This window comes from Streptomyces boetiae, assembly GCF_031845405.1.
Taxonomy (GTDB): domain Bacteria; phylum Actinomycetota; class Actinomycetes; order Streptomycetales; family Streptomycetaceae; genus Streptomyces; species Streptomyces boetiae.
Genome location: NZ_JAVREN010000058.1, coordinates 18,811 through 32,387, shown reverse-complemented (window position 1 = coordinate 32,387; position 13,577 = coordinate 18,811). Strand labels below are relative to the sequence as shown.

Genomic DNA, 13,577 nt, shown 5'->3' with positions numbered 1-13,577 from the left:
GGGGGCGGTGGGGGGCGGTCGGAGGTGGTCGGAGGTGGTCGGAGGTGGTCGGAAGTCGGTCCGGGTCGTCGGTCGGGGGTCCGCGTGCGCCGGGGCGCGGATCGGGTGTGGGCGGGGGCGTGCGCCCCGGCGGCGCGCGGGGGCGCGGGGCGTCAGGAGGGGCGTTCGGCAGGGCGGGCGGGCGCCAACGCGCGGCGCGTCCCCGGCCGTTCGCGCGCCCCCGCGCCCGGACCGGCCCCGCCCGCGGTTCAGGGCGCCGGGTCCCGGCTGCCCTCCGGCGCGACCCCGGACGGCACGCCGGGCGCGCCGCCCCCGGCCTCCGACGGGCCGGCCGGGGAGACACCCTCCCGGGAGGCGCCGGCCTCCGAGGCCGCCCCGGGGCGCCGGGCCAGCAGCGGAACGGCCGCGCAGCCGATGACGGCCGCGACGGTCAGGGCGGCCCGCGCCCCCGTGTCGTCGGAGGCGCCGCCCTGGCCGCCGATCGCCGTGGCCAGCGCGGGCCCGAGCGCGAAGCCGAGGCTGCGGGCGAGCTGGATCGTGGCCCCGGCCGAGGCGATCAGGGTCGGCGGCATCGCCGCCATGGCCAGGAACTGCGTCGGCCCCCCGTACAGCCCCATGCCCACCCCCGCCACGGCCAGCGGCCAGGCGACCTGCGCCAGCGACCAGTCGCCCAGCAGCGCCAGCGGCAGGTAGCCGGCCGCCACCAGGCACGCGCCGGTGACCGCGACCGGGCGCGGCCCGAACCGGTCCGCGAGCCGCCCGCCCGCCGGCCCGGCCAGGGCCATGCCCAGCGGGAACGCCAGCAGCGTCAGGCCGGTGGCCGATGCGCTGACCTCCTCGCCGCGCTGGAGGTGGAGCGCCACCACGAAGTGCACGGCCGCGAACGCCACTCCGAGCGCGAGGACCGCCCCGTTCACCGCCGCGCTGCCGGGCGTTGCCAGCACCGCGCGGACCGGGCGGCCGCCGGGCCCCCGCGCCCAGAGCACCAGCAGCGGCAGCGCGGGGAGGGCGAGCAGCAGCCAGGCGGGGGCGTTCACGGCGAGGGTGAGGGCCAGCAGCACGAGCGTGACCGCGCCGCCCACCAGGCCGGCGTCCGCGAAGGCCCGGCCGCCGGGCGCGGCGGGCCGCCCGGCGCGCGGCATCGCGGCGCGGACGATCAGCCAGGCCGCCACGCACACCGGCAGCTTCACCAGCAGCACGGCCCGCCAGCCGAACTGGTCCAGCAGGACGCCGCCCGCCATGGGCCCGCAGACGGCGCCCAGCGGCCCGAGCGTGGCGGGCACGCTCATCGCGCGCCCGCGCACCTCGGGGCGCACGGACTGGATGGCCAGCACCGGCATCAGCACGAACAGCACGGCGGCGCACGTGCCCTGGGCCGCGCGGGCCGCGATGAGCGCGGCGGCGTGCGGCGCCGCGGCGGCGGCCAGGCCGCACAGGACGAACCCGGCGACCGAGCCGAGCAGCACGGAGCGGAAGGGCGCGCGGTCCAGCCAGCGCCCGGCCGGGAGCAGGAGGGCGACGACCGGCACCTGGTAGCCCAGGACGGCCCACTGGGCCACGCCGTCCGAGGTGCCGAAATCCTCGCCGATGTCGGCGACGGCCACGTTGATGATGCTCATGTCGAGCATGGCGATGAACGAGAGCATCCCCGCGACCGCGACGAGGGCCCACTGATCGTGTGTGCTGCGGCTCTCCACCATCCGATTCCCCTGATCCCCCGGTAGGTCAGTCCCCTCGCGTGCTCCAGGAGTCGGGCGCGAGCGGGAGTTGGTTCCCGGGGAATCTGGTTTTTGTTCGAACCGTGGGCCGCACGGGGCGGGGGACGCGGCGGGCGCGTGCCCGTCCGCGTCCCCGGGGCTCAGGGCCTGCCTGCCCTGTCCAGCGAGGCGATGAGGTCCTCGCGCGCCCGCGCCACCCGCGAGCGCAGGGTTCCCACGGGGCGGCCCACCACGGCGGCGGCCTCCGCGTAGGGCAGCCCGAGCAACTGCGTGAGCACGAAGGCGTCCCGGCGGTCGGGGGAGAGGGCGTTCAGCAGCTCCGAGAGGGCCACCCCCTCCTCGAACCCCGGCTGGTGCCGGGGCTGGCTGTGCTCGGCGGCCGTCTCCCAGTCCTCGCCGCCGTCGATCGGCGGGGCCGCGGCCTTGGCGCGGATCTGGTCGGCGACCACACGGCGCGCGATCGTCAGCAGCCACACCCGCGCCGGCGCCCGGCCCTCGAAGCGCGGCAGGCTGCGCAACGCCCGCAGGTAGGTGTCCTGCACGAGGTCGTCCGCCGCCTGGCTGTCGGCGCTCAGATAGGTGATGTAGCGGCGGACGTCGAGCTGCGTGGCGAGGATGAAGCGCTCCGTCGCCCGGTGATCGCCCTCGCCGCCCGCCAGGGCCCAGTCGGTAATGGTGGTGTCATCGGTCTTCTCCGGCACGTCGGATCCCATGGTCTGCTCCCGTGGTGGTGTCGCTGTCTCGCGTCGGCGGGAGCGGCCTGCCGGCCGGCGGCGCGCGGTCATGACGGCGCGGCCGACCGCGGCTGCGTGAGCCTGGTCAGCGGAGGCGGCTCCCGGCGAGCGGGGTGAAGCCGTGAGCGATGTCGTGCGGGACCGGCCGCGGGGGCGGGCCGCGGGTGACGATGACGTGGGCCAGCCGCGGCCTGCGCGGGAGGGGCGCCGGGCCGGGCGGGAGGGGGTGCGCGGGCCGGGGAGGGGCGCAGGCGCCGGCGCGGGGGAGCGTCAACGGCCGTGCCAGCCAGGCGCGCAGGGCGCGTAACAGGCGGAAGGCCGCCCGCTCGCCGCAGGACAGCCACGCGCCGCCGCCCAGCGCGAGGAGGAGGTGGGCGGCGGTCATGCCGAGGTCGCCGCCCGGGCCGAGGTCGGCGGCGGACAGCAGGCCGAAGGGGTCGAGGGGACCGTCGTGCTCGTGATGCTGGTGGGGTCCGTGGTGCGTGGGGGGCCCGGCGGCCAGGTGCTCCGCGTGCCCGCCCCCGCCGGAGGGGTCCGCGCGGTGGCCCGCGTGTGGGGCGTTCCCCCCGGCGCCCGAGGGGAGCCCGAAGTGCCCCCCGTGCCCGGGCGGCGAGCCACCCGGCCCGGCCGCCGACTGCGCCAGCGCGAACAGCACGTGCAGCAGCCCCTGAACGGCCACCGCCGCGGCCGTCACCGGCACCGCCCGCCGCTCGCGTCCCGTGAACGGCCACACTGCCGCCGCCACGCACACCGCCGCCGGCGCCAGACACCAACTCGGCACCGGCACGCCCGACATCAGGGCGTGCCCCACCGCGGACAGCCACACGCAGACGCCGGCGAAGGCTGCGGCCCGCGTCCCTCGTGCCAGGATCCCCAGCTCCATGACTCCGCCATGGTCGCACGCCGGTCCGACAGCGGACGACGACGAAAGGGACGCGACCGGCGGAGCGGGACCTGTTTACCCGCCGCTCTCCCCACTGCCCCGCGCCCCGGCCGCGGAACGCCCCTCCAGCCGCCGGAGCGCGAGCAGGCCGCCCACGCCGGGCACGAACGCCCGCAGGCGGACCGCCGCCGCGGACGGCCCGGCCGCCGCGGGCCAGGCCAGGGCGATGGTGGCGAGGTAGGCGGTGCCGTGCACCGGGCCGGTCAGGGAGGACACCCAACCGGCGTGCACGGTCAGGAGGTTGGCCAGCAGGACGGCGAGCGAGACGGCCTCGGCGGCCGCCGCCGCACGCAGCGCGCGCGGGGCACCCACGGCGTTCACGCCCCCGTCGTGGAGCCGGGGCGGATGATCATCAGCACGACCACGACCGCCCACAGCAGGTTGAAGATCCCGGTGAGCATCGCGAGCCGGGCCGCGACGGACCGCCGCTCGGCCGCGTCCGCGCCGTTCCGGGAGGAGGCGAGCAGCACGCGCTGGCGCGGCAGGATGGCCAGCGCGAGAACGCCCGCGGCCAGCGCGGTCAGGATCATCGACGCTATGAGCCAGGCGTCGGTCAGCACCCCGAGCTGCGCGCCTGTGGCCAGCCCGAAGACGGGCACGGAGACCCCGACGACCGCGTAGCCGCGGCAGATCCGGTGCAGCAGCACCGCCACCCCGGCGTCCCGCCCGCCCGGGTCGGGGCCGTCGCCGCCCCCCTCCCGCGCGTAGCGGGGGAAGAGCGAGGCGGCGACCGCGATCGGCCCGACCACCAGGATCGCGGCCAGCACGTGCACGGACAGCAGGAACTTGGTCATGGCGGGCTCCTCGGGCCGTTCCCCATATGTTGGCTGCCAATAGATAGCACGCCTACGGCCCGAGTAGGTAGGCTGCCTACCTATGAGAGCGGACGCGGTGCGAGGACACCTGGACGGGCTGCTGCTCGCGGTGCTGGAGCCGGCCCCGCTGCACGGGTACGCGATCATCGCCGCCGTGCAGCGGCGCAGCGGCGGCGCGCTCGACCTGCGCACGGGCACGATCTACCCGGCGCTGAACCGGCTGGAGCGCCTCGGCCTGCTCAGCAGTAGCTGGGAGGCCGTCGGCGAGCGCCGCCGCCGCTGCTACGCGCTGACCGACGCCGGCCGCGCGGCCCTGGCGCAGGAGCGCACGGCCTGGCAGGAGTTCACGGCCGTCATCGGCTCGGTGCTCAACCCCTCCCCGCCGCCCCGGCCCGCCTCATGAGGGCCGCCCCCGCCCCGCCGGCCGAGCCCGTCGAGGAGTACGTCGCGGCCCTGGACGCCGCCCTGATCGGCCCGCGGCGCGCCAAGTCCCGGCTGCTCGCGGAGATCCGCGACGGCCTGAGCGACACCGTCGCCGCCTACGCCGACGCGGGCCTGACCACGGAGCGCGCCGCCGACCGGGCCGTGCGCGAATTCGGCACCCCGCGGGAGCTGATCCCCAGCTGCCAGCGCGAGCTGACGATCGCCCAGGCCCGGCACACCGCCCGGGTCATCGCCCTCACCGCGCCCTTCCTCCTCGCCTGCTGGTACCTCACCGGCTCGGCCGGCACCGGCACCGACTGGCTCCTGCCACGCCTCGCGCGGACCCTGGCCCTCCAGCTCTCCGGCGTGGCCGGCCTCGCCGCCCTCCTGGCCGCCGCCGCCCTCGCCGCCACCGGCACCCTCGCCCGCCGCCTCCCCGTCCCCCACCGCCTGCCCCTGGCCGTCGCCTGGACCGCCACCACGGCCGGCGCCGCGATGGCCGCCGCCACGATCCTGCTGGTCCTGGCCACCCTCCTGGCCGCGAACGCCCCCCTCCTCGCCCTGGCCACCACCCTGTCCGCGTTCTCCCACGCCACCATCGCCACCGCAGCCCGCACCTGCCGCCGCTGCGCGCACCGCGCGGCCCCGGTCGGCACCGTCTGAACGGGCCGGGCACAGGGGGCTTTGCTGCGCGGGGTCAGCCCGACGCCCTCGGCTGCTCGCATCGCAGACGGTGCCCCGGCGGTGTCACGCATGGGGGACAATGTGAGGCGATGAAGGCCCCATCGCCCGAGCCCGGACACGGCGGGTACAGCCCGTTCGCCCACCTCACCGTGCCTGGCGCCGCCTTCTACCGTCAGGTGATGGCCGCGTTCCTGGCCGCCAAGGAGCGGTTCGCCGTGCACCTGCGGCCCGAGGACGTGTACGGTGCGCTGCCGCCGGGGCAGCGTCCGGCGGAACTGGAGGCGGTGACCAGGGCCCTCGACAGCCTCGTCGGCTGGGGAAACCTCCGGGCCGATCCCGACACCGCCCGCGTCACGGCCGTCGAGGACTTCTACCGCAAGCGCTTCATCTACCAGCTCACGCAGGCTGGAGAGGCCGCCGAGGAGGCGCTGGCCGCCTACGACCACGCGCTCGGCCGCCGTGGCGCCCTCCAGGCCGTGGCCCTGCACGACATCGTCACCCAGCTGCGCGCCCTCCTGGTCCTCGCGGCCGAGGACGACCCCGACCCGGCCAAGGCCCACCTCGCGCTCGATGCGCTGGCCAGCCGGTTCGCCGCCCTGGCGGAGAACGCGCGGGCGTTCATGGGCTCCCTGCAACGCACCATCGACATGCAGGACATCGAGGTCGAGGCGTTCCTTGCCTACAAGGACCGGCTGATCCAGTACCTGGAGCGGTTCATCCAGGACCTGATCACCCTCGGCGGCCGGATCGCCCAGCTGATAGCCGAGCTGGAGGACGGCGACCGCATCGCGCCCCTGCTGCGGATGGCCGCGGCCCGCGAGTCCGCCGACGCTGCGCCCGACGAAGCCGAGGACGCCGCGGCCACGGCCCTCCAGCGCTGGTCCGGGCGCTGGTCCGGCCTCGCAGCCTGGTTCGTGTCCGAGGACGGCCGCCCGGCGCAGGCGCGGCTGCTGCGCGGCCGGGCTCTGGGGGGCATCCGGCAGCTTCTCGCGGTCGTCAGGTCGCTGAACGAGCGGCGCGCCCGCCGTTCGGACCGGTCGGCGGACTTCCGGGCTCTCGCCCGCTGGTTCGCCGAAGCCCCGGACGACGACGCGCGGCATCTGCTGTGGCGCGCGGCCTTCGGCCTGTACCCCGCCCGCCATCTCACCATCGACGCGGACACACTGGCGGAACGGGCGGCCCGGCCCGTCGCCGCCGCCACCCCCTGGGACGAGGCCGAGCCGCTGCGGATCAGCCCGCAGTTGCGGCGGACCGGCAGCTACGAGCGGCGCGGTCGGCCCCGCAGGGTCGAGGACCGGTCCCAGGCCAAGCGGCGGCTCGCCGAGATCGCCGTCAAACAGGCCGAGGAGATCGCCGCGGCCCGCACTCGCCTGGCCACGGGCGGCGAGCGCAGGCTCTCCGAGCTGGGGGAGCTGGACCCCCTCGCCTTCGGCCTGTTCCTCCACCTGCTCGGCGACGCGCTGGCGACCTGGCGGCCCGGCACGACGCGAACGGTTGCGACTAGCAACGACGGCTCCATGGAGATCCGCCTCACCGCTCTGGCCGGCGACGCCACTGCAGAGATCCGCACCCCGGTCGGCACCTTCCGCGGGCCGGATCACCGCGTCGAGATCATCGACCTCGCTCACGGCGGCGGGGTACGCGGCGGGGAGGACGCCAGGTGACCGCCCCCGCTTCCGACGCGTCGGCCGGACGTCACGCCGCCGACCTTCAGCGGGCCGGGCGTGTCCTCCTGAAGGAGCCCCTGCTGCGGGCAGGCGGCCGGCACGCCGACGAGTTCCGCCTAGTGCGGAGGCACGCGGCCGAGCTGCGTGAGTGGTTCGACCGCAACACCGGGTGGCAGCTGCACGTCGACGCCGAGGCTGCGCGGCTGCGCAAAGCGCCGGGTACGCACGACGACCCCACCCACCCGGCGCGCGAGGCGACCCGCGCGGCCGTGCCGTTCACCCGCCGCCGCTACGTCCTGTTCTGCCTGGCGCTCGCCGCCCTCGAACGCGGCGAGACGCAGACGGCGCTCGGACGGCTCGCCGAACAGGTGGTGCTCGACGCGGCCGACCCCCACCTGGCTGCCGCCGGGATCGCGTTCACCCTGGAACGCCGCGACGAGCGCCTCGATCTGGCCGCCGTGGTCCGCCTGTTGCTGCACCTCGGCGTGCTGCGTCGCGTTGCCGGCGACGAGGACGCCTACGTCGGCGGGGCCGGCGACGCCCTCTACGACGTGGAGCGACGTGTCCTCGCCGGGCTGCTGGCCGCCCGCCACGGCCCGTCGCTGATCGACGCCGAAGGCTTCGCCGAACGCCTCGCCGAGCTGACCGCCGAGACGGCCCTCGACAGCGACGAGATGCGCTCGCGCGCCATCCGGTGGAGCGTCACGCGCCGCCTGCTGGACGACCCGGTGCTCTACTACGACGAGATGACCGGCCCCGAGCTCGCCTACCTGACGCGGCAGCGCGGCTTCATCCTCGCGCGCATCACCGAACTGACCGGGCTCGTGCCCGAGGTGCGCGCGGAGGGCATCGCCATGGTCGACCCCCACGACGACCTCACCGATGTGCGGATGCCGGAGCAGGGCACCCGCGGCCACGTCACCCTGCTGCTCGCCGAGCACCTCGCCGCCGCCGGCGGGCCCGTCAGCCGGGCGGTGCTGCGGCGCCGGGTGCGCGAACTGGCCGCCGAGCACGGCGCGTTCTGGTCGAGGGCGGCGAAGGAGCCCGGCAGCGAGCCGGAGCTGGTGGAGCAGGCGGTGACCAGGCTCGCGGCCCTGAAACTGGTGTCCCTCACGCCGGACGGAGTCGCCCCCCGCCCGGCCCTGGCCCGCTACGCGGTCGGCGAGCCGGTCGTCCGCACGGCGACGACGCACGTCAAAGAGACGCACGCGCAGGAACGGCAGGAGCAACGGTGACCGCCCTCCCCGCCCCCGCACCCGGCCGCTGGCGGCCGCTGCGCATCGGGCTCGTCGACCTCTTCTACTACGACGTCGAAGAGTTCTGGTTCCGCGACGGCCGGCTGCTGCTGCGCGGCAACAACGGCACCGGGAAGTCCAAGGTGCTCGCGCTCACCCTGCCTTTCCTCCTGGACGGCGACCTGTCCGCCCGCCGCGTGGAGCCCGACGGAGACCCGGGCAAGCGCATGGAGTGGAACCTGCTCCTCGGCGGCGAGCACCCGCACCCCGAACGGCTGGGCTACGCCTGGATCGAGTTCGGACGCCTGGACCCGGCGACCGGCCGGTCCCACTGCCGCACGCTGGCCTGCGGCCTGAAGGCGGTCGCCGGCCGCGGCATCGCCCGCCACTGGTTCGCCGTCACCGACCAGCGCATCGGCGAGGATCTCAACCTGCTCGACGCCACCGGCACCGCGCTCTCCCGCGACCGGCTCTCCGACGCCGTCGCCGGTCGTGGCCGTGTCTACGACCAGGCCAGGGCCTACCGCAGAGCCGTGGACGAGGCGCTGTTCGGTCTCGGCGAGACGCGGTACCAGGCCCTGGTGGACCTGCTGATCCAGCTGCGCCAGCCACAGCTGTCCAAACGGCCGAGCGAGGCGGCGCTGTCGCGGGCCCTGACGGAGGCGCTGCCGCCGATGGACCAGGCGGTGATCGCCGACGTGGCGGAAGCCTTCCGCTCGCTGGACGAGGAAAAGGACCAGCTGCGCGAGGCGACGGAGGCCCAGCGGGCGGCCTCCCGCTTCCTGGATCACTACCGCCGCTACGCCCGGATCGCCGCCCGCCGCCGCGCCCGGCTGCCGCGCAGCCGGCACGCCCGGTACGAGCAGCTGCAACGCGACCTGGCCCAGGCCCAGGCCGCACAGCGCGAGGCCGACCAGGACCGGACGGCGGCAGAGGAGGGGATCACGGCCCTCGACGACCGGGTTGCGCGGCTGCGGGCGCAGGACGACGCGCTGCGCGAGGGACCGGAGATGCGCAGCGCTCGGGAGCTGGAAAGGGCGGCGGCCGAGGCAGACCGCACCGCGCAGGAGCGGCGCCGCGCCGAGGGCGACCGGGACGAGGCGGCACGCCTGTACGCGCGGGCCGGGGAGCGCGCCGGCCGGGCGGAGCAACGCCTGGCGGATGCCCGGCTGCGGCTGGCGGACGCCCTGTCCGGCGAACGGCGGGCGGCGCGGGCCGCCCGCCTGAGCGGCGAGCTGCTGCCCGGGGGGGAGACCTCCGCGGACCGGGTGCCCTCCGCGGAAGGCACAACCGAGGCCGCGCTTCGAGGCCGGGCGGAGGACATCCTGGAACGCGGCCGCCGCGCTGTCGGCCACGTGGAGGAGTTGGCCGGGCGCGCCGAGCGGTCGGCCGCCGAGCGGCAGGCCGCCGGCCGACGTCTGGACGAGGCGGAGGCCGAGGTCACCCACACCGCCCAGCGGCAGGCGGAAGCGGAACAGGCCGCCTCGGACGCGGGCACCCGGCTGCTGGAGCAGGTGCGCGACCACCTGGCCGGCTGCGCCGAACTGCGGCCCGCCGACCCGGCCGGGCTGCTGGACCGGCTCCAGGACTGGGTGACGCACCTGAACGGGCCGAACCCGGCCCTGGCCGCGGCGTCCGAGGCGCACCGCGCCGCCGGTGCCGTTCTCGCCGACCGTCTGGCCGTGCTGGCGCGACGCCAGGAGGAGCTTCGGGAGCGGACCGACGTGGCGCGGCGGAGCCTCGCCGCCCTGGAGTCGGGCGGTCAGTCCGGCCCGCAGACCCCGTACACCCGCACGCCCGGTGCGCGGGACCGGCGGCCCGGCGCACCGCTGTGGCGACTGGTCGACTTCCGTGGCCACGTCCCCGGCGCCGACCGGGCCGCTCTGGAGGCCGCCCTGGAGGCGTCGGGGCTGCTGGACGCCTGGGTGTCCCCCGACGGCACCGCGCTGGCCACCGCCCTCGACCCCGGGGGGCACGACATCCTGCTGGTGCCCGACCGTACCGGGCCCGCCGCCAGGCCCTCGCTGGCCGACGCGCTGTGCCCCGCCGTGGACCACGGGGATCCCCGGTCCGCCGCGGTCGGCGAGGCGGCCGTGGGGCGCCTGCTGGCCACCATCGGCCTGGGAGCCGGCGAAGCCACCGGCACCTGGGTCGCCGCCGACGGTCGCTTCCGGATCGGCGCCCTCACCGGAAGCTGGGCCAAGCCCGCCGCCGAGTACGTCGGCGAGGGCGCCCGCGAGGAGGCCCGCCGCGCCCGCATGACCGCCCTCCGCGAGGACATCGCCGCCGCCGAGGCCGAGCGGGAGCATCTCGCGGCGGAACAGGCGTTCATCGGGGAACGCCGCCGCGCCCTCGACGCCGAGCTGGCGGCCCTCCCCGACGACGCCGGGCTCCGGCACGCCCACGCGCTCGCCGCCGCCGCCGCGGACGCCGCCCACCGGGCCCGCAGCCGACGGGATGAGCGCGCCGCCGAACTGGCCCAAGCCGCCGAGAAGGCCGCCGAAGCCGCCGCCGGACTCGCCGAGACCGCCGCCGACCTCGGCCTCCCCGCCGACCGTGAAGGACTCGCCGCCGTGCGCCAGGCTCTGGCCGACTACGCCGTGACCCTGGCGGCCCTGTGGCCGGCCCTGCGGGAGCGCGACGCCGACGAGCGATCCGCGGCCGAGCGCCGGGCCGAGGCCGAGGAGGCGGCCACCCGCATGGCAACCCTGGAGGAACGCGTCGGGGGGGCCATACGCGCCGCCACCACGGCCGCCGAACGCCACGCCACCCTGCGCTCCACCGTCGGCGCCGCCGTGGCCGAACTGGAGCGGCGCCTCACGGAGACGGCCGAGGCGATGCGGGCCGCGGACCGCGAGCTGCGGGGCGCCCGCGACGCGCTGAGCGCCGCCGGACGGCGCGCCGGGCGCGCCGAGGGGCTCATCGACCGGCTCCGGACGGACATCGAGGACGCGGTCGCCGCCCGCGCGGAGGCCATCACCGCTCTCCAGCGGTTCGCGGCGACCGGACTGCTCGCCGCCGCCCTGCCCGAACTCTCCATTCCCGACCCGCACGGCGAGCCGTGGGCGGCGACGCCCTCGATCGCCCTGGCACGCGCCATCGAAGCCGACCTCTCCGGCACCGACCACTCCGACGGCGCCTGGGAGCGCGTGCAGAAGCACCTGAGCGAGGAGTTCACCACTCTCCAGAACGCCCTCTCCCGCCACGGCCACACCGCCTCGGCCCGCATGACCGAGGAGGGCATGGTTGTGCACGTCGTCTACCAGGGGCGCACCCGCGCCGTGGCCGAGCTGACCGAGGCCCTGGCCGCCGAGGCCGGCGAACTGACCCGTATTCTGTCCGCCCACGAGCGCGAGATCCTGGAGACTCACCTGCTCACCGAGGTCGCGGGCACCCTGCACGAGCTGCTCGGCGCCGCCGAACGGCAGGTGCGGGCGATGAACAGCGAACTGGAGGAACGCCCCACCTCCACCGGCATGAAGCTGCGCCTGGTGTGGCGCCTCTCCCGCAAGGCCCCGGGCGGCCTGGCCCCGGCCCGCGAGCGACTGCGTCAGTCGATCGACGCCTGGTCCCCGCAGGACCGGGAGGCCGTCGGCGCGTTCCTCCAGGCCCGGATCGAACAGCAGCGCGGCGAGGACGAGTCCGGCAGTCGGCTCGACCACCTGACGGCCGCCCTCGACTACCGCGGTTGGCACGAGTTCGGCATCGAGCGGTACCAGCACGGCCGGTGGGTGCCCGCCACCGGCCCCGCCTCCGGCGGCGAGCGGGTGCTCGCCGCGTCCGTGCCGCTGTTCGCGGCGGCGTCCTCCCACTACGCGACGGCGGCCAGCCCGCACTGTCCCCGCCTGGTCACGCTCGACGAGGCGTTCGCGGGCGTGGACGACGACTCCCGCGCCAAGTGCCTCGGACTGCTGCACGCCTTCGACCTCGACGTGGTGATGACCAGCGAACGCGAATGGGCCTGCTATCCCCAGGTGCCCGGCATCGCGATCGCCCAGCTCTCCCGCGTGGACGAGCTGGCCGCCGTCCTCGTCACCCGCTGGGAGTGGGACGGAGTCACGCGGACACCGGCCCGGGAGACCCCGCCCTCCCCGGAACCGCTATGGACCTGACCCGCGTGCGACGCCTGCTCGGCACGCCCGAGCTGAGCTGGCTGCTTGACCGCAGCCGTCGCAGGATGGCCAGGGACGAGCCCCTCACCGGTCCCGTGACCCTGTCCCGAGCCACGGAGGCACAACGCGCCGCGGTGGAACGCCTGCTGGGACGCGCCCCAGGCACCGGCCGTACCCTCACCGTCCGGCTCGACACGGTGGACGATGTCCTGCGCCGCTCCGGGGCCAGCCCCGACGGCCTCGCCGCCGCAGTCGTCGCCCTCACCGGGCCCGTGGATCGCCTCGGCGGCACCCGCGCCCGCGAGGCGAACGCCTGGGAGCATGCCTACGCTCCCCTCGACACGCTCGCCCCCCGCCTCGCCGCCTGGAGCGAACGCCTGCGCCGCGACGGCCTCATCCGCCGCCTGGCGCGCACGCCCGACGCGGCCCGGGAACTCGTCCGGGACGCGGTGACCGCCCTGCGTACGCTGCCCGCCGAGCCGGCCGTCTCCCTCCCCGCCTTCGCCGCCCGTGCCCTCGGCAGTGCTCACGCCCTGGACGACGGCACCCCGCTGGCCACCCTCGTCCTGTCCGGGGTCCGCGCGCTGACCGGCTTCCCGGACGGCGCCGGTTCCGAGTGGCGCCGGGAAGCGTGGGCGTCGGCCGGACTCCTCCGCGACGACCTGTCCACCACCGTCCTCACGCATGGACTCAGGGGAACGCCGGCGCTGGACTGGCTGGCCCGCACCGGCGAGCCCGCCGTCCTGACACTCCGCCAGCTCACCCGCCACCCGCCGACGTCCCCGGCACCTGCCGTGCGCATCTGCGAAAACCCGGCCGTGCTCGCCGCCGCCGCCGACGCGTTCGGCCGCGACTGCCCACCCCTCGTCTGCCTCCAGGGCCAGCCCTCCGCCGCCGCGCTCACGCTCCTGCGGACCCTCCACGACGGCGGAGCCACCCTCCTCTACCACGGCGACTTCGACTGGGGCGGCCTGCGCATCGCCGCCACCCTCCTGCGCCGCGTCCCCTGGCACCCCTGGCGCTACAACGCCCTCGACTACCGCACCGCCGCCACGGCCACGCCCCTGGCCCCACCCCTGACCGGCACCCCCACCGACTCCCCCTGGGATCCCGCTCTGGCCCCCGCCCTGACCGAACTCGCCCGCCGCATCGAGGAGGAGACGGTGCTGGACGACCTGCTGTCCGACCTGGCCCCCTGACACCGTGCCCGCGATCTCCGAAGCCTTCGCCCGCGGCCCCTGCCGTA

11 protein-coding genes are annotated in these 13,577 nt (G+C 76.6%); 6 read left to right on the top strand and 5 right to left on the bottom strand.

Features of this window, described 5'->3' with window-relative positions:
• Nucleotides 1-248: 248 nt before the first annotated feature.
• From RM780_RS25060 to RM780_RS25040, 5 genes are all read right to left on the bottom strand, one after another.
• Nucleotides 249-1,700, bottom strand: coding sequence for an MFS transporter (locus RM780_RS25060; protein ID WP_311633167.1), 1,452 nt, complete (start codon nt 1,698-1,700; stop codon nt 249-251).
• Nucleotides 1,701-1,858: 158 nt separating this feature from the next.
• The gene (locus tag RM780_RS25055; RefSeq protein ID WP_311633166.1) at nt 1,859-2,431 is read right to left on the bottom strand and encodes a sigma-70 family RNA polymerase sigma factor; all 573 of its coding nucleotides are present in this window, start codon (nt 2,429-2,431) and stop codon (nt 1,859-1,861) included.
• Nucleotides 2,432-2,537: 106 nt separating this feature from the next.
• Nucleotides 2,538-3,335, bottom strand: a complete 798-nt coding sequence (locus RM780_RS25050) for a hypothetical protein (protein WP_311633165.1) — start codon at nt 3,333-3,335, stop codon at nt 2,538-2,540.
• A gap of 75 nt (nt 3,336-3,410) precedes the next feature.
• A complete protein-coding gene (locus RM780_RS25045; protein ID WP_311633164.1) occupies nt 3,411-3,716 on the bottom strand; it encodes a hypothetical protein in 306 nt (101 codons plus the stop codon).
• Nucleotides 3,713-4,189: a hypothetical protein gene (locus tag RM780_RS25040; RefSeq protein WP_311633163.1), complete on the bottom strand. Its 477-nt coding sequence runs from the start codon at nt 4,187-4,189 to the stop codon at nt 3,713-3,715. Before RM780_RS25040 ends, RM780_RS25045 begins: the two co-directional genes overlap by 4 nt.
• A gap of 82 nt (nt 4,190-4,271) precedes the next feature.
• Between RM780_RS25040 and RM780_RS25035 the strand changes: the two genes are divergently transcribed.
• From RM780_RS25035 to RM780_RS25010, 6 genes are all read left to right on the top strand, one after another.
• On the top strand, nt 4,272-4,613 hold the full coding sequence (locus RM780_RS25035; RefSeq protein WP_311633162.1) for a PadR family transcriptional regulator: 342 nt from the start codon (nt 4,272-4,274) through the stop codon (nt 4,611-4,613).
• On the top strand, nt 4,610-5,296 hold the full coding sequence (locus tag RM780_RS25030; RefSeq protein ID WP_311633161.1) for a permease prefix domain 1-containing protein: 687 nt from the start codon (nt 4,610-4,612) through the stop codon (nt 5,294-5,296). Before RM780_RS25035 ends, RM780_RS25030 begins: the two co-directional genes overlap by 4 nt.
• Nucleotides 5,297-5,406: 110 nt before the next feature.
• Entirely contained in the window at nt 5,407-6,981 is a 1,575-nt protein-coding gene (locus tag RM780_RS25025; RefSeq protein ID WP_311633160.1) for a TIGR02677 family protein, read from the top strand.
• Nucleotides 6,978-8,219: a TIGR02678 family protein gene (locus RM780_RS25020; protein ID WP_311633159.1), complete on the top strand. Its 1,242-nt coding sequence runs from the start codon at nt 6,978-6,980 to the stop codon at nt 8,217-8,219. The genes RM780_RS25025 and RM780_RS25020 overlap by 4 nt, the downstream gene beginning before the upstream one ends.
• Nucleotides 8,216-12,331 (top strand): TIGR02680 family protein, encoded by a 4,116-nt coding sequence (locus RM780_RS25015; protein WP_311633158.1) that lies wholly within the window; start codon nt 8,216-8,218, stop codon nt 12,329-12,331. The genes RM780_RS25020 and RM780_RS25015 overlap by 4 nt, the downstream gene beginning before the upstream one ends.
• Nucleotides 12,322-13,530 (top strand): TIGR02679 family protein, encoded by a 1,209-nt coding sequence (locus RM780_RS25010; RefSeq protein ID WP_311633157.1) that lies wholly within the window; start codon nt 12,322-12,324, stop codon nt 13,528-13,530. Before RM780_RS25015 ends, RM780_RS25010 begins: the two co-directional genes overlap by 10 nt.
• Nucleotides 13,531-13,577 lie beyond the last annotated feature (47 nt).